The sequence below is a fragment of the Achromobacter sp. NPDC058515 genome (genome assembly GCF_042721735.1).
Taxonomy (GTDB): domain Bacteria; phylum Pseudomonadota; class Gammaproteobacteria; order Burkholderiales; family Burkholderiaceae_B; genus Achromobacter.
In genome coordinates, this window is the sequence record NZ_JBHXNI010000013.1 from 121,203 (window position 1) to 143,868 (window position 22,666).

The 22,666-nt window shown below is 67.3% G+C and carries 18 protein-coding genes; 9 read left to right on the top strand and 9 right to left on the bottom strand.

Features of this window, described 5'->3' with window-relative positions:
• Window positions 1–189: 189 nt before the first annotated feature.
• Genes ACFWP0_RS21405 through ACFWP0_RS21415 form a run of 3 tightly spaced genes read left to right on the top strand, consistent with a single transcriptional unit; the run spans window position 190 to window position 3,324 of the window.
• On the top strand, window positions 190–1,746 hold the full coding sequence (locus tag ACFWP0_RS21405) for a Rieske 2Fe-2S domain-containing protein (protein WP_377845400.1): 1,557 nt from the start codon (window positions 190–192) through the stop codon (window positions 1,744–1,746).
• Window positions 1,743–2,738, top strand: a complete 996-nt coding sequence (locus ACFWP0_RS21410; protein WP_377845402.1) for a PDR/VanB family oxidoreductase — start codon at window positions 1,743–1,745, stop codon at window positions 2,736–2,738. Before ACFWP0_RS21405 ends, ACFWP0_RS21410 begins: the two co-directional genes overlap by 4 nt.
• A gap of 40 nt (window positions 2,739–2,778) precedes the next feature.
• The gene (locus ACFWP0_RS21415) at window positions 2,779–3,324 is read left to right on the top strand and encodes a hypothetical protein (RefSeq protein ID WP_377845403.1); all 546 of its coding nucleotides are present in this window, start codon (window positions 2,779–2,781) and stop codon (window positions 3,322–3,324) included.
• A gap of 26 nt (window positions 3,325–3,350) precedes the next feature.
• Here ACFWP0_RS21415 and ACFWP0_RS21420 read toward each other — a convergent pair whose 3' ends face one another.
• The 5 genes from ACFWP0_RS21420 to ACFWP0_RS21440 form a co-directional block, all read right to left on the bottom strand.
• Entirely contained in the window at window positions 3,351–3,725 is a 375-nt protein-coding gene (locus tag ACFWP0_RS21420) for a glutaredoxin family protein (protein WP_377845405.1), read from the bottom strand.
• Window positions 3,726–3,785: 60 nt separating this feature from the next.
• On the bottom strand, window positions 3,786–4,418 hold the full coding sequence (locus ACFWP0_RS21425) for an isochorismatase family cysteine hydrolase (protein WP_377845533.1): 633 nt from the start codon (window positions 4,416–4,418) through the stop codon (window positions 3,786–3,788).
• Between the two features lie 79 nt (window positions 4,419–4,497).
• Window positions 4,498–5,832 carry an MFS transporter gene (locus tag ACFWP0_RS21430; protein WP_377845407.1) on the bottom strand — a complete coding sequence of 445 codons (1,335 nt, stop codon included), beginning with the start codon at window positions 5,830–5,832 and terminating at the stop codon, window positions 4,498–4,500.
• Window positions 5,833–5,939: 107 nt separating this feature from the next.
• Window positions 5,940–7,529 carry a sulfatase gene (locus tag ACFWP0_RS21435; protein WP_377845409.1) on the bottom strand — a complete coding sequence of 530 codons (1,590 nt, stop codon included), beginning with the start codon at window positions 7,527–7,529 and terminating at the stop codon, window positions 5,940–5,942.
• On the bottom strand, window positions 7,526–8,485 hold the full coding sequence (locus ACFWP0_RS21440; protein ID WP_377845410.1) for a Bug family tripartite tricarboxylate transporter substrate binding protein: 960 nt from the start codon (window positions 8,483–8,485) through the stop codon (window positions 7,526–7,528). Before ACFWP0_RS21440 ends, ACFWP0_RS21435 begins: the two co-directional genes overlap by 4 nt.
• Window positions 8,486–8,599: 114 nt before the next feature.
• Here ACFWP0_RS21440 and ACFWP0_RS21445 point away from each other — a divergent pair, with 114 nt between their 5' ends.
• On the top strand, window positions 8,600–9,529 hold the full coding sequence (locus ACFWP0_RS21445) for a LysR substrate-binding domain-containing protein (protein ID WP_377845412.1): 930 nt from the start codon (window positions 8,600–8,602) through the stop codon (window positions 9,527–9,529).
• Here ACFWP0_RS21445 and ACFWP0_RS21450 read toward each other — a convergent pair whose 3' ends face one another.
• The gene (locus tag ACFWP0_RS21450; protein ID WP_377845414.1) at window positions 9,530–10,423 is read right to left on the bottom strand and encodes a LysR family transcriptional regulator; all 894 of its coding nucleotides are present in this window, start codon (window positions 10,421–10,423) and stop codon (window positions 9,530–9,532) included.
• 25 nt (window positions 10,424–10,448) lie between these two features.
• Window positions 10,449–11,351, bottom strand: a complete 903-nt coding sequence (locus ACFWP0_RS21455) for a LysR family transcriptional regulator (RefSeq protein WP_377845416.1) — start codon at window positions 11,349–11,351, stop codon at window positions 10,449–10,451.
• 123 nt (window positions 11,352–11,474) lie between these two features.
• Between ACFWP0_RS21455 and ACFWP0_RS21460 the strand changes: the two genes are divergently transcribed.
• The 5 genes from ACFWP0_RS21460 (at window position 11,475) to ACFWP0_RS21480 (ending at window position 16,481) form a co-directional block, all read left to right on the top strand.
• Entirely contained in the window at window positions 11,475–11,978 is a 504-nt protein-coding gene (locus ACFWP0_RS21460; protein WP_377845535.1) for a cupin domain-containing protein, read from the top strand.
• A gap of 127 nt (window positions 11,979–12,105) precedes the next feature.
• Window positions 12,106–14,262 (top strand): TonB-dependent receptor, encoded by a 2,157-nt coding sequence (locus tag ACFWP0_RS21465; RefSeq protein ID WP_377845418.1) that lies wholly within the window; start codon window positions 12,106–12,108, stop codon window positions 14,260–14,262.
• 12 nt (window positions 14,263–14,274) lie between these two features.
• On the top strand, window positions 14,275–14,562 hold the full coding sequence (locus ACFWP0_RS21470; protein ID WP_377845420.1) for a hypothetical protein: 288 nt from the start codon (window positions 14,275–14,277) through the stop codon (window positions 14,560–14,562).
• Window positions 14,549–14,839 (top strand): hypothetical protein, encoded by a 291-nt coding sequence (locus tag ACFWP0_RS21475; protein WP_377845422.1) that lies wholly within the window; start codon window positions 14,549–14,551, stop codon window positions 14,837–14,839. Before ACFWP0_RS21470 ends, ACFWP0_RS21475 begins: the two co-directional genes overlap by 14 nt.
• Window positions 14,840–14,855: 16 nt before the next feature.
• Window positions 14,856–16,481 (top strand): PepSY-associated TM helix domain-containing protein, encoded by a 1,626-nt coding sequence (locus ACFWP0_RS21480; RefSeq protein WP_377845424.1) that lies wholly within the window; start codon window positions 14,856–14,858, stop codon window positions 16,479–16,481.
• A gap of 9 nt (window positions 16,482–16,490) precedes the next feature.
• Here the strand turns inward: ACFWP0_RS21480 and ACFWP0_RS21485 are convergent, their stop codons facing one another.
• Together ACFWP0_RS21485 and ACFWP0_RS21490 are read right to left on the bottom strand one after the other, a co-directional pair.
• Entirely contained in the window at window positions 16,491–21,857 is a 5,367-nt protein-coding gene (locus ACFWP0_RS21485; protein ID WP_377845425.1) for a DUF6850 family outer membrane beta-barrel protein, read from the bottom strand.
• Window positions 21,858–22,056: 199 nt separating this feature from the next.
• The gene (locus ACFWP0_RS21490) at window positions 22,057–22,626 is read right to left on the bottom strand and encodes a hypothetical protein (RefSeq protein WP_377845427.1); all 570 of its coding nucleotides are present in this window, start codon (window positions 22,624–22,626) and stop codon (window positions 22,057–22,059) included.
• Between the last annotated feature and the right edge of the window lie 40 nt (window positions 22,627–22,666).

Genomic DNA, 22,666 nt, shown 5'->3' on the forward strand with positions numbered 1-22,666 from the left:
GTGCGCGGTTCTCTGTACTTTGGATTCAGAGTACAGGGGGCGTAACAGAGCGTCAATCAACAGCGGCTATCAGTAGTATCCCGAATGAACAAGGCGGCTTAATGCCCCTAAAGTCTGTATACAGAGTTCGGTATCCGGAGTGATTTCTTACAACGAGCGCGGCCAGGCCGCATACCCAGGAGACTAGGCATGAGCAAACCGATGGATAAACGTGATGGCGAGGCAGGCGCGGGCGGCTCCGGGCAGGGCGCCGTGAAAAAACTGATTCCGTACGGCGGCTATTACACGAACAAGACGGTCGGCCACGATCCGGAGCTGACCGAGACGGGACCCGGCACGCCCACGGGCGAGTACATGCGCCGGTTCTGGCAGCCGGTCTGCATGTCCATGGAACTGACGGATACGCCCCGTTTCCTGAAGATCCTGACCGAGGAGCTGGTGGCCTTCCGGGACGGCAGCGGCAGGGTCGGCCTGCTGCACGCGCACTGCGTGCATCGCGGCGCGTCGCTGGAGTACGGCGCCATCCAGGAGCGCGGCATCAGATGCTGCTATCACGGCATGGTGTTCGACGTGGACGGAACCTGTCTGCATGTGCCGTTTCCCGCCGGCGAAGAGGCAGAGGCCGAAAAGTACGCGTGCTCGATCCGGCAGGGGGCCTACAAGGCGCTGGAGCGCAACGGCCTGGTGTTCGCCTACATGGGCCCGCCGGACGAAGAGCCCCCCTTTCCCGAATGGGAGGGCGACTTCACCGTGCTGCCCGGCGACGAACTGGTGCCCTACAGCAACTTCCAGCATTGCAACTGGCTGCAGGTGCAGGACAACGCGGCCGACAACTATCACCCCACGGCGCTGCATGCCGGCAAGAACGTGGTGGGCGGCCACTACCAGGGCACCACCTTTGACGAGGTCGGCGCGGCATCCATGGAAGTGGCGCCCGACATGCAGTTCATCCCCGTCCAGAATGGCCGCAGCCTTGCCTGCGCGGGCGCCCGCCGGGTGGACAAGGACCGCCTCTTCATCCGGGTGCAGCATCAGGCATTGCCTAACCTGAGCCTGCACGCCTATACGTCGGAAGACGGCTCGAAGAAGAAGCTGTTCAGCCGGTTTCACATCATCCGCTGGACCGTCCCGGTCGACGACGAGAACAGCAAGATGATCGGCTGGCGCGTGATGGGGCCAGGCATCGACACGCGCGGCGTCGGCAAGAAGGAATGGGTGGGATACGAGAGCATTGATTTCCTGGAAGGGCAGGTGGCCTTGCGGCGCCCCGAGAGGTTTGGCGAGTACTCAATCGAAGACATGCCTCCGATTCCGCCCAACCACCGCGAGCGCGCCAACTACAAGGAAGCCCAATACGCCCCGGGCGACTACGAGGCGATCATCAGCCAGCGGCCGATCGCGGTGCATGCGCTTGAGAACCCGACCAAGTTCGACGCGGGTCTCTACATGTTCCGCAAGCTGCTGCGCGACGCCGTGCGCGGGGCCAATCCCGCAGCGGGCCCGCAGGGATACGCCGAGTGGCTTCGATCGGTGGCCGGGGCGCCCAACAGCTATTGCTCCGGCAACGTGCTGGAGGTTCCGCAGGCCGACGACATCAAGGACGAAGTGGCGCAGCGCCGCCGCATTTCCAAGGGGATCGTCGCCATTTTGACGGAGTGCGAACACCTCAAGGGCGACGAGCGCGCGGCGGCGGTGCGCGCGCGCCTGCAAGCATTGGAGCAGTCGGCTCGCAAGGAGACAAGATGAACAAGGGCGAGGCAACCGCCAATCAGGCAGAGATGCTGGAACTGTTCCTGACGCAGATCCGCTACGAAGGCAGGAACATCCATTCCTATGAACTGGTGGACCCGGACGGCGCGCAATTGCCGCCGTTCTCGGCCGGGGCGCACGTCGACATCCATTTTGGCCAGGGCATGGTCAGGCAGTATTCGCTGTGCAATTCGCCCAGCGAGCGGCACCGCTACGTGATCGCCATACTGCGCGACGCGAAGGGGAGAGGCGGTTCGCAGCGCTTGCATGACCATCTGCGCGTCCAGGACCGTGTGCGGGTCAGCTGGCCGCGCAACCATTTTCAATTGGACCCCGCCGCGCGCAAGGTCCTGCTCCTGGCCGGAGGAATAGGCATCACGCCGCTCAAGGCCATGGCCCACGCCCTGCAGGGACAGGGCATGGAATTCGACCTGCATTACTGCGCCCGGGACGCGGACGCCGCGGCGTTCAGCCGCGATCTTGGAGCGTTGCTGGATTCCGGCCGGATGCATCTGCATTTCGACCACGGCGATCCGTCGCGGGGCCTGGACATCGCCGGCTTGCTTCGGGATGTCCCGGCCGAGGGCACGCATCTCTACTATTGCGGCCCCGCCGGCTTCATGGGGGCGTGCGCGCAAGCCGCCGGCCATTGGCCGGCCGGCACGGTCCATAGCGAGCATTTCAAGGCGCCGGAACGGGCGCCGGGCGGATCGGCGCAGGAAGGCGGCGGGGACTTCCGCGTGGAGATCGCCAGCACCGGGCAGTGCATTGCCGTGCCGGCGGACCGCAGCATCGCCGACGTGTTGCGCGAGGCGGGCGTGGCGATAGAGACATCCTGTGAGGCAGGCCTGTGCGCGACCTGCAAGGTGCGCTATCTGGCCGGCGAAGTGGACCATCAGGATTACGTGCTGGATCCGTCGGAGCAGCGGGAATACCTGACCGTATGCGTCTCGCGCGCCCGCAGCGAGCTGCTGGTGCTTGATCTGTAAGAGGCTTGGAGATCGACGGCCGGAATCTGGGAGGAACACCGTGATTCTCAAGGACTATCTGACCATCCAGTCCGACGCATTGCCGCCGGATTCACCCTGCATGCTTGGGGAAACCGGCTTTTCGGTACCGGCCGCCGCGCTCGCGCAATCGGCCTTTCGCCGCTGGTGCCAGGACGTTGCGCTGCCTGCTTCCGCCTGCCGGATCATGGAGCAGGGCCTGTATCTTTCCGGCATCAGCGGCCTGCTGCGGGTGGTGCCTGCAAGCGGCTTTGGCCCGGATCCAGAGTCAGTCTGGATACTGGGCCGCAGCGATCAGGGGCTGCTTTCCGTTGTGGTGCGCGATGCCTGTGGCGCCGATGCCCAGCGCCTGCGCGAGGATGCCGCATTGGCCTTGAGGCAGGCTGCCCGCTATACGGCCAGGCTAGCCGTGGTCCTGGTTCAATCCTGTCGCGGCGACGAATGCATGGAGGGCTATCGGCGCTTTGCGCGGGAATTGGGGCCTGCGCCCGTGGAGCAGGGCGGCATTCACGCCGCCTGGCATTCGGGGGCGGGGAAAATGCTGGGGCACGGGTGGTTGCGGCCCTGAAGATGCGCCGTGCCGGCGAGCCCCGGTCAGACCACGTTTGCGAAACGCTGTTCAAGGTAGGCGATGATGTCGCTGGATTCGTACATCCAGCGCGTGCCGCCCGCCTCCTCGATGCGCAGGCAAGGCACCTTTACCTTGCCTCCCCCCGCCAGCAGTTGCTCGCGCGCCTGCGGATCCTGTTTGGCGTCGCGCAGGGCTATCGGCACATTCAGCCGATGGATGGCGCGCCGCGTCTTGACGCAAAAGGGGCAGGCGTGGAATTGGTAGAGCGACAGCGCGGCCGCTTCCGTGTTTACGGCAGCCTGGCCTTGGGGTGAGCGCCGCTGCGGGCGGGGGCGGGTAAGCGCGTCGCCAACTACGATCAATTGACCCAGGCCGACACGCAGAGCTTTAACAAGCATAGAGACAGACTCGAAATGCAAAGAGGGCCGGTCAGTCTACTCCCTGCAGGGGGTTCCCCGCTAAAGCAGCCCGGGCGGGGCGTCGACCTGTCCGCTTGCGGGCGCATCATTTTTCCCGTCAAGCAGGGACAAGGCTTCTGCCAGGGAGAGCACCGTGGTGCGCGATTCGAACGCCGTTGAAAAGAGATGGTCGTGCACGACCTGGTCCGGGTCGTAGCAGCAATCCTTGACCGTAAACAGGCGGAAGTCCGCGTCGCTTGCATGCGCGACCGACGACAGCACGACGCCGGTGGACGCTATGCCCGCCATGAGCAGCGTGTCGATGCCCTGCGCGGAAAGCCGCGCCTCCAGGTCGGTGCCGAAGAACACGCTGGCGCGATGCGCGAGGATGAGCGGCTCGCCGGGCTGCCTGCCGAGTTCCGGCGAAACCTGGTCGTGGACGAACAGGCCAAGCTGCTTGATCCCCTGTCCATTCTTGTTCAGCGGGCTGACCTCCGGATAGCCAGGGCTGAAATGGATCTTGGCGAAATAGACGCTGACGCCTCCATGCCGCGCGGCGTCGCACAGCCGGCGCGTATTGGCGAGCAAGGCGGGGGCGACGGAGGGAAACAGCTCCAGGATGTCGGTCTGGTAATGCATGACCAGCAGAGCGGTTTTCGCGGGGGCGATCCCGGATTCGATTCGTGGCGGCATATCGGGGCAGGCGACAGGAAAGATGCTTGAATCTACCATGGTCGCCTCCCGCCGCAAACACGCCTGCACCCCTGGCCCGCTAGCCCGCCGCCGGCCTGTCCTGCGCCGCCGAGAGCACCGGTTCCGCCGCCTCGGCGCCGGGGATCACGTTGGTCAGGTCTTCGGTCATCTCGTGGTCGAGAGCGCCTTGCATCAGGTCTTCGGTCACGCGCAATTCGACGCCGGCGGGAGACATCTGCGCGGCCGCGGCGAACGGGGCGACGGGCGCTGGGGCGGGGCGTTCGCCCCGGCGCCACGTGAAGAAGGCCACCAGGCCGAGGTTGAGCAGGGCGAAGCACCAGAACAGGCCGGCCTCGCCAAACTTCGCCATGACGGGCGAGATCACCAGCGGACTCAGGGCCGAACCCAGCGAATTGATCAGCAGCAGGCCCTGGATCATGCGCACCAGGGCATCGGCCGGCGCGCGGTCGGCGGCGTGGCTGACGGCCACCGGATAGATGGCGAACACGCCGCCGCCCAGCAGGAACAGCAGCACGATGAGCAGAGGCGAGCCGGCCGGCAGCAGCAGGATGAGCAGGCTGAGCGCGGCGCAGAAGACAGCCAGCGCGATCAGCACCACCTGCCGGTCGCGCAAGTCGGACCAGCGCCCGACCGGATACTGCAGCACCATGGCGCCCAGGATCACGGCGCCCATCATCTTGCCCACCTGCGCTACGTCCAGCCCGATGCGCTGCAGATATAGCGGCAGCAGGGTGTAGATGGCGGCGATGGCCACGCCCGAACCAAAGCAGCCCATCACGCCGGTGGGCGTCATGCGGGCCAGGTGCTGGGGCAGGAGCGGCTCCACGCGTTCCACCAGCGGCGAGACGCGCGGGATGATGACCATCGGCAACACGGACAGCGAGGCCAGCAGCCCGGCCACCATGAACGGCGCCATCTCGCCCAGCCGGGTGATGGCGCCAAGCTCGATCTGGCCCAGCATGCCCGAGCCATACAGGGCGATCATGTAAAGCGCCAGCAGGCGCCCGCGCATCTTGGGATCGCCCGCCAGCAGCAGCCAGCTTTCCACCACCAGGAATACGCCTACGCTCGCCCAGCCGTTGACCAGCCGCAGCACGAACCAGGCTTCGCGATTGAAGATCAGGCCCTGCAGCAGCACCGTGACCGCGATAAGCGAGGCAAAGCTGCTGTAGGCGCGGATATGGCCGATGCGCAGGATCAGGCGGTCATTGAAGATGGCGCCCAGCGTCAGGCCGATGAAGTATGACGAGGAAATGATGCCGATGACGGTGGCCGATTCGCCGGCCGCGTCCATCTGCAGGGTCGTGAGGGAAGAAATGAAAGCGTTGCCGATGCAGACAACGAACAAGCCAAGAAGAGGCCCCAGCACCAGGGCCAACAACTGCCGAGACATGAAATCCTCGATTCCGAAAACCGCAAAAAAACCGGTGCGGATTGTAGCCCCGTTTGCGGGGAGGGCTTGCGGGTCCAGCCGCAGCCCCCTCGAGGACAGCTTGGCGACTACGCCAGCGCCGTGGGGTAGGGGCTGGTGTCGATGTGGGACAGCATGGCGCGAGACAGCGCCTCCAGCAGGCGCGCGCGAACCTGCGCGCTCTGCGCCGCGTCCCAGAGGTTATGCAACTCGTGCGGATCCTGGCGCAGGTCGTACAGTTCTCCCCAGCCTGCGCCGTCGTATATCGTCAGGCGATGGTTTTCCCCCAGGAGCGTGCGGCAGCGAATCCGGCGGTCGAAACCCAGGATGACGCGCTGGCCTTCCTCCTCGATCATCAGCGCATCGCGCACGCCGGCGGCCTGGCCCGAAATGATCGCCGCAAGATCGTGCCCCTGCATGCCGTTGTAGGGCTGGACGCCCGCGCGCGCCAGGATGCTGGGCGCAATGTCGATCGTGCTGACCAGCGCATCGCTGGCGGAACCGCCGGCGGCGCCGGCGCCGTCCCGCCAGATGAACGGCACCCGGGTCAGGCCCCGGTAGTGGATGGGGCCTTTCAGCATCAGTTGGTGGTCGCCCAGGTAGTCGCCGTGGTCGCTGGTGAAGATCACCACGGTGTTTTCCGCCTGGCCGCTTTGCTCAAGGGCCGCCAGCACGCGTCCGATATGGTGGTCGATATTGGTGATGGAGCCATAATTCAATGCAAGCGCTTCGCGCGCCTCGCGCTCGTTGCAGGCGAAGATGGCGGGCGTATGCCTGACGGCCTTGCCGCTATCGCGCTGGTCGCGCAGCCAGGCGACGTGCGGCGCCAGGGAATGCCTGGCGTGAAACGACTCCGGCAGTTCCATGTCCTCGGGCCTGTACATGTCCCAGTACCGGCCCGGCGGCGTGAAGGGATGATGCGGGTCGGGAAACGAGCATTGCAAGAAAAACGGACTGTCGCCGCGGCTGTATTCCCGCAGTTTTTCGATGCTGCGGTCCGCGATGTAGGCCGTGGGATACAGCTCCTCGGGAACGCGGGTCCGCCAGGCCTGGCGTATGCGGGTCAGCTCGTACTCCGGCGCCGCGATGGCGGCCTCAAAGCCGATCAGCGACTCCACCTCCGGGTGATGGCGGCGCAGCCAGTAGCGATAGTGCCCATGCGGTTGATCGCTATGGTCGTCGACAAGATCGGCCTGCTGGAATCCATAGTACGGGTAGCTCAGGTCGTAGTCTTCGCGTTCCAGCCAGGCGCGCCGGTTCTCCTGGTCGTACCGTCCGCCGGTGTCTGGCGCGACGGCTTCCAGCGCAAGGCGCTCCTCGGCGCGCACAGGCCAGGAAGGCGGAATGTCCGTCATGTTCTGCAGGTGGAGCTTGCCCACCACGCCGGTGCGCCAGCCGGCCGAGCGCAACATGTCCACGAAGGTCCTGCTGCGCAGCGACAGCGCAATGCCGTTGTGGCGAGCGCCATGGGTGGACGGATAGCGGCCGGTCATCAGGCTGGCGCGATTGGGCATGCATATGGGGGTTGCCACATGCATATTGCCGGCGCGCCATCCGCCGGCGGCCAATTTGTCCAGGTGGGGCGTCGCGACCACGCGGTTGCCATAGGCGCCCAGGTGGTCGGCACGATGCTGGTCGGTGATGAACAGCAGGAAATTCACGGGGCGGTTCGGCTTCATTGCGTGGCTCCGGACGCTTTTACCGCAGTGCTCCACTTGGGCATGTCATTGCGGACCATATCGCCGAACGCCTGCGGTGTCATCGGACGCGGGGCCATTCCCAGCGGCTGCAAGGTGGCCGCGAATCCGGGATCCTGCAGCACCGCGCGCAGATCGGCGCTCAGGCGCTCGACAACCGGCGCCGCCGTGCCGGCCGGCGCGAACAGGCCTATCCACGACTGCACGCTCACGCCGGGAGCCACCTCCGAGAACAGCGGCGCATCGGGCAGGGCGGGGTAGCGCTCTGGGTTGGCGACGCCAAGGACCCGGACGCGGCCATCGGACAGGAAGGGCAAGGCCGGCGCAATGCCGCCTATCATCAGCGGCACATGCCCGGCCACCAGATCGCTCATGGCGGGCCCGGCGCCCTTGTACGCCGCGTGCACCACGTCCAGGCCGGCCGCGTGCTTGAGCTGCTCCATCGCAAGCTGATGCACGGTGCCCACGCCGGGCGAGGCGTAGGTGTACTTGCCGGGATTCTTCCGCAGCACGTCCACGGCCTCTCGCAGCGTCCTGGCCGGAAAGCTCTGGTTCGCCAGCAGCACCACCACGTTTTCAGCCACCATGCCGATGGGCGCAAAGTCCTTGACCGGGTCGTACGGCATGGTGGGATACAAGGCGCTGTTGATGCCGTGGGTGTTGGTCGTGCCCATCAGCAAGGTGTAGCCGTCGGGGCTTGCGCGCGCCACCAGGCTGGCGGCAATGTTGCCCCCGGCGCCCGGCTTGTTCTCGATCACGACGGTGTAGCCCCGGGCCTGCATGCGCTGCGCCAATTGCCGCGCCAGCACATCCACTGCGCCGCCCGGCGAGAACGGCACTACCAGCTGCACGGGCCGGGCCGGATAGGCGCCGGCGGCGTGCGCGCCCGGCGAGGCCAGGGCGATACAGGCTGCAATCGCAGCGAATATTGTTTTCATCGTTGTCTCCCGCCACGCCATGCATGGGACGCAGCGTCCACAGTATGAGCGGGGCGTTCATGCCAGAAAAATGAAATAAACTCACCAGACCATAACCATTCAGTTATCTAAGTCATGCCCGCACGCCTTGGTACGCATTTGAAGCCGCGCCATGCGGAGTTGATGATTGCTCTGGATGAAGAACGCAACCTCGGGCGCGCGGCCAGCCGGCTGCACATGTCGCAACCCGCGGCGTCCAAGGCGCTGACGCAGCTGGAAGAGCAGGTGGGCTATGTCTTGTTCGAACGCACCAGCCAGGGCACCCGGCCCACCGCCGCCGGCGCCGTCATGATCCTGCACGCCCGCCACACGCTGGGCTCGGCGGCGCGGGTCGCGGCGGAGCTGCAGGCGGCGCAGGAACGCGGAACCACCCTGCTGCGGCTGGGCACGCTGCCCTCGGCGGCGGTCACGGTGGCGCCGCGGCTGATCGCCGCGCTGTGCCAACGCATGCCCGCCTTGGAAGTGACGCTCGTGGAGGGTGTGCTGGACAACCTCCTGGACAGGCTTTCCGTGGACGAGCTGGATATCGTCCTGGGCCGGCTGGGCGGACGTCCGCTGCCGGCCGAATGCGAAGCGATGCGCCTGCACGATGAACCGATCTGCATCGTATCGGCGCCGGGCCATCCGCTGGCCGGCCGGCGCGGCCTGCATCTGCGCGAGCTGCAGGGGTGTTCGTGGGTATTGCCCTTGCCGGGCACCATGTTGCGGGAACGGCTGGAGCGGGCATTCGAGCAGGCCGGCTTGCCGGTGCCGCCGGCGCGCATGCATACGAATTCGCTGCTGGCGACGCTGGCCCATATCGGCCGTAGCGATTGGCTCGCGGCCATGCCGACCGCCATCGCCGGGTTCTGCCGCGACCGGGGCGCGCTCGATGTCCTGCCTTTGCGCATCGAGGCGAATTTCGGCGCAATCGGCGCCATCTATCGCCAGCAGGGAACGCGGATGCCCGCGGTGCAGGCCGCGCTGGACTGGCTGGCGCAGGCGCGCGAACCCGGGCCTTCCTGACTATTCCCGATGCCGCAGGGCGTCGACGACGACGGCCAGCGCGCGGGAGGATTGGCGCCGGCTGGGGTAGTAGAGGTAGTAGCCCGGATAGGGCTGGCACCAGTCGTCCAGCACCCTGACCAGCCTGCCTGCGGCGATGTGCTCCAGCACCATGTCCTCGGGCACGAACGCCAGGCCATAGCCGGCCAGGGCCGCCCGGACGATGGACGAACTGTTGTTGAACACCCATTGGCCCGAGACGCGGAACTTGACCTCCTGGCCATTCTTGCCGAAGTCCCACTGAAGAAGGCGGCCGTGCGTGGGCAGGCGCAGGCTGATGCAGTTGTGCTGGGCCAGTTCCTGCGGCGAGCGAGGTTTCTTGCGCGCGGCGAAATAGCCCGGGGAGCCGACGACGGCAATGCGCAGGTCCGGACTGATGCGCACGGCGATCATGTCCTTGGCCACCTGGTCGCCCACCCGCACGCCCGCGTCATAGCGGGCGGCGACGATGTCCGACAGCGTGTAGTCGATGGTGATTTCGACGTTGATGTCGGGGTAGGCATGCAGGACCTTGGACAGCTTGGGCCAGAGGACGCTGTTGGCGGCGTGTTCGGCCGCCGTGATGCGCAGGTTCCCGACCGGCTTGTCGCGCAGTTCCTGCACCGCCGCGATTTCCGCGTCGATCTCGTCAAAGCGCGGCGCCACGCTGAGGTACAGCCGCTCTCCCGCCTCGGTGGGAGAGAGGCTGCGGGTGGTGCGCGTCAAAAGCCGGACGCCCAGCCGTGTTTCCAGCCCACGCACGGAATGGCTGAGCGCCGAGGGAGACACCCCCAGCAGCGCGGCCGCGCGGGTGAAGCTGCCTTCCCGCACGGTATGGACGAAGGCAAGCACGTCGCTGAAACTCTCTATGGCCATTCGCGGACCTGATGGGTGCTGGGGTTCATGCCGCTGCCGGCGGATAGCGCAGCGCTTCGATCAGCGTGGCCATCGCGCGGGGCAAGTGCTTGCGGCTGGGGTAGTAGAGGTGATAACCCGTAAACGTCGGGCACCAGTCGTCCAGAACCTGCGCAAGCCGTCCCTCGGCGACATGGGCCTGCGCCATGTCCAGGGGCAGGTAGGCAAGTCCGAAGCCCGCGACCGCGGCGTGGAGGATCTGCCTGGGGGCGTTGAAGACGAGCTGTCCTTCGACTCGGGCGTTGATCTGCTGCTTGCCCTTTTTGAGCTCCCAGGCGTAGATATCCCCATGGCTCATCAGGCGCAGATTGATGCAGTCGTGATCGGCCAGGTCTTGCGGCTTGGCGGGAGGAGGGCGCTTGGCCAGATAGGCCGGCGCGCCGACAATCGCAAAGCGCACGTCGGGGCCGATGCGCACGGCGGTCATGCCGCGCGCAACCTCATCGCCCAGTCGCACGCCCATCTGGTAGCGATCCGCGACGATGTCGGCAAACCGCGAGTCCAGCGTGACTTCGACCTTGATCTGGGGATACTTGGGAAGCAGGGCGGCGAGTCGTGGCCATAGCACGGTCTCGGCCGCATTTTCCGTGGCGGTGATGCGGACGATGCCGGCCGGCTGGTCGCTCAGTTCGCCCACCGCGGCCAGCTCTGCCTGGATTTCCTGAAAGCGCGGAGCGACATTCTGCATCAATCGCTCTCCGGCTTGCGTCGGGGCGACGCTGCGGGTAGTGCGGGTCAGCAGCCGGATTCCCATCCGGGCCTCTAGCGCCCGGATGGTGTGGCTTAGCGCCGATTGGGACACGCCTAGCTGCGCCGCCGCGCGCGTAAAGCTGCGCTCTCGCGCGACGGCAATGAAAGCCAGCAGGTCGTTGTAGCGGTCTCTCTGCATTTATGAGTTTGCCTCACAAGTCTGTGCCGATCTTACCATCTAGTCGCCTGCAGGCAGGGTCGATACATTGGTGGCCTGGATTTGCGCAGGAGGGTGCGCGATGCAAGGACGGAACCAATGAAGATGAAACTGCTTGCCGCCGCCATCGCTTTGAATGCCGGCCTGTCCGCCGCCTCGGCCACGGAGCAGGCGCCCATTACGGTCGCCAGGGTCGGCTCCCAGCCCTCCAGCGCCGGCCCCGAACAGAACTTCACCGGCTCGGTGCGCGTGGATTCGCGCTTCCAGGCCGCCGCGCCGGCCCGCGTGGGCGGGGGCATCGTCACCTTCGAACCGGGCGCGCACACCGCCTGGCATACGCATCCGCTAGGCCAGACGCTCATCGTCACGGCGGGCCTGGGGCGGGTGCAGAAATGGGGCGATGCCGTGCAGGAAATCCGTCCGGGCGACGTCGTCTGGATTCCGCCCGGCGTCAAGCACTGGCATGGCGCCAGTCCCACGGTGGGCATGAGCCACGTTGCGATCGCCGAGTCCCTGGACGGGAAAGCGGTGGAGTGGATGGAAAAGGTCGGGGCCTGCGCAACGCCATCCACGACGCCACAGGCAGGCGCATCCGGCGCCTGCCCATAGCGCCCCCGGCCCCGGCGGCGGCGTAACGCGCGGGAGCCTGTACATTCCTTAACTTGTGTGTAATATAATCCGCACTCATTATCATTTGCATTACCGGGGTGGGGAATTGTCTAAGGAACGGGCTTTTTTGCTGGACTCTCGAATGCTGCGGCTCGCGCCCGGCCTTGTGCTGGGCGCGCTGTTGCCGTTGCCGAACGCCTGGGCGCAGGGCGCGGCGCCGGCAACCACGCTGCAGCCGGTCACGGTCACTGCGGGGGCGCTGGCGGACGCTGAACTTCCTCCGCCCTATGCGGGCGGGCAGGTGGCGCAGGGCGCGCGGCTGGGCCTGATGGGCAACCAGGACGTGATGGATACGCCGTTCAACGTCACGAGCTATACGTCCGAGCTCATCCAGAACCAACAGGCGCGCACGCTTGCCGACGTGATGGCCAATGACCCGTCGGTGCGGTTCACGACCTCGAGCGGGCACGCGTACGAGAACTTCCGCATCCGCGGTTTCGACGTCAACCAGAACGACGTGGCCGTCAATGGCATGTTCGGCCTGGCGCCCATGGGCCGCACCCCGCTGGAGTTCGTTGAGCGGGTCGAGGTGCTGAAAGGCCCGAATGCCTTGTTCAGCGGCATGGCGCCCAGCGGCGCGGTGGGAGGCACGGTCAACCTGGTGCCCAAGCGCGCGGGCGATACGCCCAACGTCACGTACGGGGTGAATTGGCAGTCCGACGGGCAACTGGGCACGACGATCGACGCCGGCCGGCGCTTTGGCGCCGGCAACGAATGGGGCGCGCGCGTCAATGGCTCCTTCAGCGACGGGGCCACCACGCTGGACGGCCAATCCAGGAAGCGCGAGTTCCTGTCGGCCGGGCTGGATTACCGCGGCAGCGCCCTGACGGCGTCGCTGGACGCCTACCACAGCCAGGAATCGTTCAAAGGCGGCACCCCGGCCATGTTCTGGTTCGGCGGGTCCGTCGTTCCCGACGCGCCCGACCCCCGCATCAATCAGTTCAGCACCGGCTATGGCAACGTGCAGAGCAATGCGGTGATCGCACGCGGCGAGTACCGGTTCAACGACAGCGTGTCGGCCTTCGCCGGCGTGGGCAGGCGCGACAGCCACCAGTCTGGGCTCATCAACGGCACGCATGCGCGCCAGATCGACGCCAACGGCAATTTCACCGGATCCATCATCGGCCAGCGGGCCTATACCGACGCCACCTCGGCCGAGGCTGGCCTGCGTTCGCGGTTCAAGACGGTCAGCGTGGGGCACGAGCTGGTGCTGCAAGCCTCCGTCCTGGACCTGGAGGATGGCTCGGCCACTGGTCCGGCCTCGACGTTCAGGTCCAACATCTATGACCCGATAACACCCGTCATGCCCCCGGTGCCGGGCAGCGCGCCCAAGACCAGCGAGAACACGCTGTCCAGCCTGGCCCTGGTCGACACCATGTCGTTCTTCGACGACGCGCTGCGCGTGACCGGCGGGCTGCGCAACCAGCGCGTGAAGACCACGAATTTCGACAAGACGGGCAGCAAGACTTCCCGTTATGACGAGGATGCCGTGACGCCCGCGGTGGCCGTGGTCGTCAAGCCCTGGGGACCGGACGTTTCGCTATACGCCAACTATGTGCAGGGCTTGAGCAAGGGCGACAGCGTCACGGACACCACGGCAAGCAACTACGGCGAGGTCTTCGCACCCTACAAGACCGAGCAGAAGGAGGTGGGCGTCAAGTGGAACGCCGGCACCTTCACCAACACGGTGGCGCTCTTTCAGATCGACAAGCCCATGCTGGTCACCGAGGGCTCCACGGCCAATCCGACCTACGCGGACGGCGGCGAGAAGCGCGTGCGGGGCGTGGAATGGAACACGTTCGGCGAGCTTGCGCAGGGCGTGCGCGTGCTGGGCGGCGTGACGTATACGCAAGGCAAGCAGACCAAGACCTCGTTTGGCCGCTACGACGGCAATACCGCTGTCGGCGCGCCGCGCTGGCAGGTCAATACCGGCCTGGAATGGGATACGCCCTGGGTGCCTGGCCTGACGCTGACCGGCCGTGTGCAGGCAACGTCGAGCCAGTACGCCGACTCGGCGAACAAGCTGGAGATTCCGGGCTGGGGCCAGCTGGACCTTGGCGCCCGCTACGCCACGCAGGTCAATGGCCGCGACGTGGTGCTGCGCCTGAACGTCAACAACGTGTTCGACCGGCACTACTACTCCGGCATATTCAGCGACACGACCCCGATCGCGACCCTGGGCCCGGCGCGCACCGTCACCGCGTCGGCCAGCATCAGCTTCTGATAGGCCGCAACCATGCAAGCCCTGGTCCCCGTCAGCCTCATCGCCATGTTCCTGGGCTGCTTCTGCATCTATCGCGCGTCGCCGAACCAGCGGTGGCGCGCCACGCCCTGGCCGGCTTTGCGCGCCCGCGCCGCGGGCATTGCGCTGCTGGCATTTGGCGGCTGGGGCTGCCTGCGCGAATTCTCCGCCGTCGCGGCCGTGTTCGTGTTCTGTACGGCCGTGATGCTGTTTTTCTGTCTTGTTCCGTATCTCGGCGCGCTCGCGGGACTGCGCAGGAGCGACTCGAATGAAACCCGCTAAGCCTGCTCCCATCCGGCGCGACTGGATATCCAAGAGCCTCGCGGGCTCCTTGCTGGGCTTTGCGCTGGCCCTGGGGGCGAGCGCGCTGCTGGCGGCGGCCATGGCCGGGGTGCCGTTGGCGACGCGCTCGCAGCTTGCCATGTGGCTGGTGCCGCCGGTCTGGCTGGGCATCCTGAGCGCCGTCTATTTTTTCGAAAGCGGCCTGCGCGCGTGGGCCTGGCTGGGCGGGGCCTGCCTGGCGCTCTACGGCGGCCTGTTCCTGGCCGGCGCGCTTTGAAGAGGAGGTCGCGACCATGAGAGCCGACTTCATACGCATCTATAAATCGGTCCATACCTGGACGGGCATCCTGACAGGCATGGCGCTCTTCATCGCGTTCTATGCCGGCGCATTGACGGTGTTCAAGGAGCCGATCGTCCGCTGGGCTACGCCGCCGTCCGCGATCGCGCCGGTGCCCCTGGACGCGGCGTCCGGCCTGATCGCCAGAACGCTGGCGGCGCGGCCGGAGGCGGCCAAGGGGTTCAGCATCCACCTGCAGGATGCCGAGCACGCGCCGGCCCGCATGGGCTGGGAAGTCCGCGACCCGCAGGCCGGCGATCACGACGAGTCGTCGACGCGCCATTACGTCGCCTACCTGGATCCGGACGGCGACGTCCAGGTGGAGCAGTCCGCGCCCAGCGGGCTTGCGTCTTTCATCGACGTGCTGCATCGCGTGGTGGGCCTGCCCGTGGACAACGACCCCAACCGCTGGATCATGGGCGTCATCGCATCGCTCTACGCGATCGCGCTGGTGTCCGGCGTCATCGTGCTGCTGCCGTCGCTGGTCAAGGACTTCTTCGCCTTGCGGGTCGGCAAGAACCTGAAGCGCATGTGGCTGGATGCGCACAACGTGGTGGGCATTGTTTCCCTGCCGTTTCACATCGTCATGGCGTTGAGTTCCGTCGTGTTCGCCTATCACGACGGGATATATCTCCTGCAGGACAAGCTGATGTACGGCGGCAAGCTGGAATCGGTGTTCCAGCGGCCCGGCGGGCCCGCGCCGGACGCCGCCCCGCGCGATCCGGCCGCGATGCTGGCGCCAGGCGAGCTGGCGGCGCGCGCCCGCGAGCTGTCGCCGGGTTTCGAACCCGCCACGCTCCAGTACCAGCAAGTTGCCGGTCCCCGCGCCATCGTGCGCGTATGGGGCAAGGACGACGCCGCCGTGTCGCCCAGGGCGCGAGGCGGCTTCGTGGCGATGGATCCGTATACGGGCAAGATCATCAACAGCGACTACTTGCCGGGCGGGCAGGACGGGCCCAATCTCTGGGTCAGCAGCTTCTTTGCCCTGCACATGGCGTCGTTTGGCGGCGTGGCGGTGCAGTGGCTCTACTTCCTGCTGGGGCTGGCCGGCGCGTGGCTGTTCTACAGCGGCAACCTGCTGTGGATCGAGACGCGCCGCAAGCGCGCCGACCGGCAGACCGGGGCGGCGCCGGTTCAGCGGCGGGACACCCGCCTGATGGCGTCCGCCACCGTCGGCATCTGCCTCGGGTGCGTGTGCGGCATCTCGCTGATGATGATCTCCGCCAAATTGCTGAACGGGCGCGTCGGGGACCTGGACGCCTGGCTGCAGGGGCTGTACTACCTGGCCTTCTTCGCGTGCGTGGCCTGGTCGTTTCTGCGCGGCGGCGCGGCGGCGGCCGTCCATCTGCTGTGGCTGGCCGCGGCCTTGACGCTGGCGATTCCGGCGACTTCGCTCGTGGGCGGCCTGTTCCCCGCAACCGGCCTGTGGGCGCACACGTCGGCCACGGCGCTCGCCGTCGACGCGACGGCGGCGGCGGCGGCCCTGGGCTTTGCCTGGATGGCAAAGGCGACTTCCCGCCGCATCGGCCGGGGAGCCGCCGACAGCGCATGGGCGCCGAGGCAGCTGGCGCCCCGGGCCTGACGCCGCCGATCAGAACCGGTAGCGCACGTCCAGCGTGCCGGAGTTCTGGCGGTTGCCTTCGCCGAACTGGCCGCCGTAGACCAGGCCCACCGTGGTGCGCTTGCTGACCTCCATGCCCACGCCCAGTTCGACCACGACCGCGTCGCGCGCCACCGGCGCGCCGGTGGCCGTGAACGAGTCGCTGCCCTGGACGAAGGACAGGGTGCTGGCCGGGTTCAGGTCGCCGAAGGCATGGCGCCAGCCCAGCGTGCCGTGCACATGGCCGCGCGCGCCGGCGCTTTCGAAGGTGGTCAGCGCATGCAGGCCCAGCGTGGTGGTGGTTACGCTGTTGCTGCCGCTTTCGCCGCGCAGCGCCGCGTCGCCGCCCGACTCGGAAAAGCCGCGCGTGCGCAGGTCGCTGTAGTTCGCGCCGATGAAGGGTTCGAGCGTGACGCGCTCGTTCAGCGGCACGGCATAGCCGAGCTCCGTGAAGACCTGGCCGGTGCTGGCCCCGTAGCTGGCCTTCAGCGTCTGGTCCAGGCCCGCGGCGGCGGTGTTGCGCTGCGTTTCCAGATCGTGCCAGGTATAGGCCGCGCCCAGGCTCAGGTTGATCTTGCCGGCGCCGGCCTCGAAGGCCTTGCCGCCATAGACCGTGACGCTGTAGCTGTCGGCGTCGGAGCTGGAGGCGCGGTCGCCGGTGCGGCTGCGGCTATTGGTGTAGCCGAACGCGCCGCCCAGGCGCCAGCCGCCGCCGACGGACTGGTCGCCGCCGATGGTGACGCCGGCGTCGGACTGGGTCGTCTTGGCCGCGTTGCCGTCGCCGCCTAGCGTGGTCCAGTTGCCGAACACCTGTGTCCACAGCGGTTGCGCAGCCGCCTGGGGCAGGGCCGCCGCATCGCCCAGGCCGAGCTGGGCGGTGGGCGCGCCGGGCATCCAGCCCGCGTTGAGGTTGGCGCGCAGGCGCGTCATCGGCGCCTGGGTGAAGGTGCTGGCCACGCCCTGCAGGGCCGAGACCGTGCTGGCGTGGGATTCGCCGGACAGGGCGTTGAAGGCCGCGGCGGGCGCGTCGTTGGGCAGGTTCAGCACATGGCGGTAGAGCGCGCTGTTCGTGGGCAGGCTTTGCAGCGCCCGGGCCACGGCGCGCTGGTTGCCGGTGAACGCGGCATCGGCGAATTCGATGGGACGCGTGCCGCCGCCATTGTCGCCAGGCACATCTTTCAGGTTCACGACCAGGTCGACCTTGTTGCTGCCGTAGGACAGAGACGGCGTCAGGAAGGCGAGGTTGCTGGATACGGCGTCAAAGCGCCCCTGCACGCCGTTGCCGGCGGTGAGGATGGCGTAGGTGGTCGATGGCGCATAGTTGCCGTTCTGGGCAAGCTGCACGACCGAGCCTGCCAGGTTGGCCGTGCCGGCCACGTGCACGCTGCTGTGCTGGCCGTCGGCGGCGGTTGCAACGCGGTAGGCGGAGCCAGGCTTGAAGTTCAGGTCGCCCAGCAGGTTCATGCGGCCGAATGGGGCGGCGGCGTTGCCCGGCGATAGCAGGGCGCCGGAAGCCACCGTCACCGTGTGGAGCGTGCCGGCGCCTGCCAGCGTTGTGCCCGCGGCGGCCACGACCTCGCCGCCCAGCTTGCCGTCGACCTGCAAGGCGCCGCCCGACAGCTGCGTCGCGCCGGTGTAGGCGCTGCTGTCGCCCGTCAATGCCAGCGCTCCCGCGCCGAGCTTGGTCATCGCGCCTGCGCCGGACAGCGCGCCGGCGTAGACGGAGTCGTCCGAGCGGTTGAAGACGAGGCTGCCGTTGTTGACCACGTTGCCGGCCAGCGCGCCCGCGGTACCGCCGTCGCCCACCTGCAGCGTGCCGGACTGGATCGTGGTGTTGCCGGTGTAGGTGTTCTGGCCGGTGAGCACCAGCGCCCCCGTGCCGGCGTGGCGCAGTTCGCCCGCGCCGCTCACGTTGCCGCCAAAGAGCACGCGGTCGCCGCGGTTGAAGGACAACGTGCCGCCGCTTGCAATATCGACGTTGCCGGCGATGCTGCCCGAAGTTGCGCCATCGCCCACCTGCAGCGTGCCGGCCTGCACCGACGTGCCGCCGAGATAGGTGTTGCTTCCGGTCAGCACGAGCGTGCCCGCGCCCAGCTTGGCCAGGCCGCCGTTGCCCGCCAGGGGCTGCGCCACCGTGAAGGTGTTGGCGGCAGCGGCGATGTCGAAGCCGCCGCCCGCCGCGCCCAGGGAGATGCTTCGGGCGGTGCTCTGATAGGCCGTGCCCGTGACGCGCAGCGTGCCGCCCTGGAAGTCCAGGCTGGCCGAGGCAGCGCCGAGGTTGGCGTCGCCGGACACGGACAGCGTGCCCCGCGTCAGGCGCGTGGCCTGGGTGTAGGTGTTGGCGCCATTGAGGACCAGGGTGCCCAGGCCCGTCTTGTCGATGCCGTTGCCGGTCAGCACATTGTCGATGATGGCGGTCCATGCGGCGGAGGCCGCGCTGCCGTCGCCGACACGCACTTCGCCTGGCGCGCCGGGCGAGGTCCCGGTCAACGCCAAGGCATCGCGCGTCAGATGGTAGCCATCGCTGGCGAACTGTATGCCTTGCGCCGCGACCGGGCTTGTGCCCCCGAGGGTGTCCACCTCCACGATGCCGGGGTCGCCGCCAAAGATGACGAAGGCGTCGGCGGGCTGGCGGAGCGCGGTCACGCTGCCGGTGGCGTCCGTCCAGTTCGGTGCGGCCGACGACCAGACGCCGGATCCGCCGCCCATCCGGGTGGGGCTGGCCAGTCTGTTGGCGTTCCAGAAATTGAGCTCCGCGCCAACCGTGCTGATCAGGCTGATCAGCCTGGAACTGCTGTTTATCTGAATCCCCAGTCCCAAGGACGGCGCGAGGAGGCCGCCGTCGGACAGGGTCAGCGTGCCGGTGTAATCGAACAGCCGATACACCCCTACGCCGAAGCCGCCCGCATCTTGCATGTTGAACAGGGCGCCGTTCAATTGCAGGTTGCCGTTGACCGTCACGCTGTGGCTGGCGCCGGACGCGCCCAGGTTGAATTCGGCCAGGCTGCCCTGAGCCAGGGTCAGGTCGCCATTGACGGTGAACACGCCGCCCGGATTGCCCGGGGCGAGGCGGCCGCCGGTCTGGACGATCACGTCGCCGTTGACCTGCCCGAAGCCGCCCAGCGCGGCGGTGTTTGCCACGTTGATGTTGCCGTTGACGCGGGCCGTGGCCTGCGAGGCATCCGCCCCGATCCACAGCGCGCCGCCGTTCACCCGGGTGACGCCGGTGTAGGTATTGGCGCCATTCAGGGCCAGCGCGCCGGCTCCGCTTTTGGTCACGCCGCCTGCGCCCGAAATCACGCCGGCGTAGGTTCCCGCGCCCAAGGTCAGGGTGTTGGGGCCGATTTGCACCTCGCCGCCATTGCCGTCCAGCGTTCCCAGCGTCCGGCTGCCGCCGCTGGACAAATCCAGCGTGGCGCTGGTGTTGACCGTGACTGCCGAATCTGTCCGCAGGCCGCCGCCGGGGGCCAGGGCCAGCGTGCCGCCGTTCACGGTCACGCCGCCCGTGAAAGTGTTGGCGCCGGTAAGGGTCAGCGTGCCCGTGCCCGTCTTCATCAGCGCGCCCGCGCCCGAAATGACGCCGTCGAACATGCCGCTGGCGGAGCCGTTCACAGTCAGCGTATTCGCGTTCAGCAATACGCTGCCCGCGCCTGCCAGCGTGCTCAGCGCCTGGTTGCCCGCGCTGCTCAGATCCAGCGTCGTGCCGGGCAGCAGATCCACTGCCCCAACGGGCAGCCTGCCGGTCGCGCCGACCGCCAGCGTGCCGGCCGAGATGGTCGTGCTGCCGGTGTAGGTGCTCTGGCCGGTCAGCGTGAGCGTGCCCGCGCCTTCCTTGCGCAGCGAGCCGCCGCCGGAGATGGCTCCGGCATAGGCGCCGTTGGTGCCTTGGGAGAATGTCAGCAAGCCTTGGTTGACGATATTGCCCTGCAGGCTGTCGTTGTCGCCCGTTAGGGAGGCAAAGCTGCCGATAGTGGTTCCGCCCATGTAGTTGCTGATCCCGCGCAGACTGACCGTGCCGGGCCCGGCGACATTCAGGCTCCCGGGCCCCAACAGCAGGCCGGCCAGGGAGAAGCTGTTGGCGCCCGTCGTCGTCAGGCCGCCTGCGCCCAGTACGATGGTGTTGCCAAACGTCAGGCCGGCCGCGCCGGCCGAAATGCTGCCGCCCTGAGCGTTGATCACGTTCGCGCCGAACACGCCGATATTCGCCAGGTTGGCCAGGCCGCCGTTCAGTTCGATACTGCCGCCGCCGGCGCCCACGAGCGACGAGCCGTCCAGATTCCAGGTGCCGCTGTTAATGCGCACATTCCGGAAGTTGATGTAGGTATCGCCGGATACGGCGGTGACCGCGCCGCTGGCGCCGCTGCCCGTGCCTACCGACGGCAGGACGTTTTGCAGGACCAGCGTATTGCCGCCGCCAGCGCCGCCATCGACCTTGCCGGGCGGCGCAAACCGGAGATTCGGCGTGCCGGTTACGGTCAGATCCGCTATGGCGGAACCAGTCCCGCGCGTGATCACGGAGCCGGACACGGCGGTAAAGGTATTGGCGCTGCCGCCCTGGCCCAGCGATACGCCGCCCACGATGGTTCCGGCATTGGCGAAGCTGTTGCCTGCCCCGGGCGTGCCGGAAGCCTCGAAAGCGATGCGGCCGGTGATGGTGCCCGTAGGCTCATTGACGAAGTTCACCTGGCCGCCGCCGTGGGCGGCAATCACCGGCATATCCGCGCCGGCCATCAGCAAACCCGCGAGCGGCTGGCTCCGTATCATGCCCGCGTTGCTCAGATGGCTCACGCCGCCGGCGCCGTTCTGCACGGCCAGCGCCATGCCGTCCAGGTCGGGGAGGGCGCTGCCTACCAACCCCACGGTGCCGGCGATGGTTCCCGAGGCCATGTTGGAGACCCTGGCTGTGCTGGCGGAGGCATTGCCGACAATCAGTCCCGAGGACAAGACGATGGGGTCCCCTAACAGCTTGGCGTCGATCCTGCCGGCGTTCGTCAGGGTCACATTGGTGCCGGTCAGGGCCATTGCCGTGCCGCCGTTGGGCACCGGAACCCCGAGGGTCGCGCCCGGGGCCACGGTGACGGCGAGGTTGTTTGCGCCGCTGCTGAAGCCGGGCGATGCCGGATCGGCCGGTCCCGTGCACGTCACGCTCGCGCCCGACACCGTGCAGACGGCCTGGACCGCCGTGCTCAGCGCGGACAGGCTGATCGCCAGCGCCACGCGCAGCGCATGCCGGGGCGTGCGCGCCGCTGTGCAGTTGCCCGCTGGCGAGCGTCCGCCGCGCGATTGCGACGCCAGTTCGGACGTAGCCTGCCAGACGCGCAGCTTGCGGTTCCAGACCAGACGGTAAATGTGGTTCAAAGCGTGTTCCTCCAGAAGCGGACAGCGGGCCTTCCTCGAAACACCTCGCGCGTGGCGGCGTCGCGCAAGCGCGTTCGCCAATCAGGCGGAACCGGGTTGTTCAGGGAAAGTTACTGCTGCGTGAAGGAATGAGTAACGAAAGTCCGCGTGGAGTTCCATGGACCCCAGGGAGGGGACCGCGGCGGCTGCGCCGCGGCGATCACTTCACGACGTAATTGTTCATCTCGTTCTCGCCCGCCCATTTGCGCAGCGACGCGATGAACTCCGGGCACACGTTGCCATCGACGCTGGTGTCGGTGATGACGCTGTCCTGCATGCGCATCAGCACCGTGCATTCGTAGACGCGGGAACGGTTCGAGTAATGGCCGGTGCTGTTTGTCTGGAACACGGGGGTGGCGGCCGTGGTGGGGGTCGCGGCGATCATGCCCACCACCTGCTGGCTGGTGCTGTCGACCACCCATTCCGTGTAGGGGGCGGTCTGGTAGTCCGACCATTCGAGCTCCATCGTGTTGCCGACGGGGCGCTTCTTGGAGGGCTCGCCGAGCGCGGCGATGGCGTCGTCGATGGAGCGGCCTTCCATGTTCTTGGCCACGTTCACGCTGGGCGAAAAAGACAGGCCCGATTTGAACAGCTTGCTGAGCGACGGCATCGTGGAGCTGCCGCCGGTAGGCATCGGGGCGCAGCCGGCCAGGCCGGCCACGGCGATGATCAGGCAGGCCGACAGCAGGAGCGGCTTGCGGCGGTTCGGGTTGTGCGGTTGCGGCTTCATGTTTGTTTCTCTTCGTGACAAGCCCGGCCCAGGGGAAGGC

Coding starts and splice junctions, on each gene's coding strand:
- ACFWP0_RS21405 (WP_377845400.1), top strand. CDS start 190: ATGAGCAAACCGATGGATAAACGTGATGGCGAGGCAGGCGCGGGCGGC.
- ACFWP0_RS21410 (WP_377845402.1), top strand. CDS start 1,743: ATGAACAAGGGCGAGGCAACCGCCAATCAGGCAGAGATGCTGGAACTG.
- ACFWP0_RS21420 (WP_377845405.1), bottom strand. CDS start 3,725: ATGCTTGTTAAAGCTCTGCGTGTCGGCCTGGGTCAATTGATCGTAGTT.
- ACFWP0_RS21425 (WP_377845533.1), bottom strand. CDS start 4,418: ATGCCGCCACGAATCGAATCCGGGATCGCCCCCGCGAAAACCGCTCTG.
- ACFWP0_RS21430 (WP_377845407.1), bottom strand. CDS start 5,832: ATGTCTCGGCAGTTGTTGGCCCTGGTGCTGGGGCCTCTTCTTGGCTTG.
- ACFWP0_RS21435 (WP_377845409.1), bottom strand. CDS start 7,529: ATGAAGCCGAACCGCCCCGTGAATTTCCTGCTGTTCATCACCGACCAG.
- ACFWP0_RS21440 (WP_377845410.1), bottom strand. CDS start 8,485: ATGAAAACAATATTCGCTGCGATTGCAGCCTGTATCGCCCTGGCCTCG.
- ACFWP0_RS21445 (WP_377845412.1), top strand. CDS start 8,600: ATGCCCGCACGCCTTGGTACGCATTTGAAGCCGCGCCATGCGGAGTTG.
- ACFWP0_RS21450 (WP_377845414.1), bottom strand. CDS start 10,423: ATGGCCATAGAGAGTTTCAGCGACGTGCTTGCCTTCGTCCATACCGTG.
- ACFWP0_RS21455 (WP_377845416.1), bottom strand. CDS start 11,351: ATGCAGAGAGACCGCTACAACGACCTGCTGGCTTTCATTGCCGTCGCG.
- ACFWP0_RS21460 (WP_377845535.1), top strand. CDS start 11,475: ATGAAACTGCTTGCCGCCGCCATCGCTTTGAATGCCGGCCTGTCCGCC.
- ACFWP0_RS21470 (WP_377845420.1), top strand. CDS start 14,275: ATGCAAGCCCTGGTCCCCGTCAGCCTCATCGCCATGTTCCTGGGCTGC.
- ACFWP0_RS21475 (WP_377845422.1), top strand. CDS start 14,549: ATGAAACCCGCTAAGCCTGCTCCCATCCGGCGCGACTGGATATCCAAG.
- ACFWP0_RS21480 (WP_377845424.1), top strand. CDS start 14,856: ATGAGAGCCGACTTCATACGCATCTATAAATCGGTCCATACCTGGACG.
- ACFWP0_RS21490 (WP_377845427.1), bottom strand. CDS start 22,626: ATGAAGCCGCAACCGCACAACCCGAACCGCCGCAAGCCGCTCCTGCTG.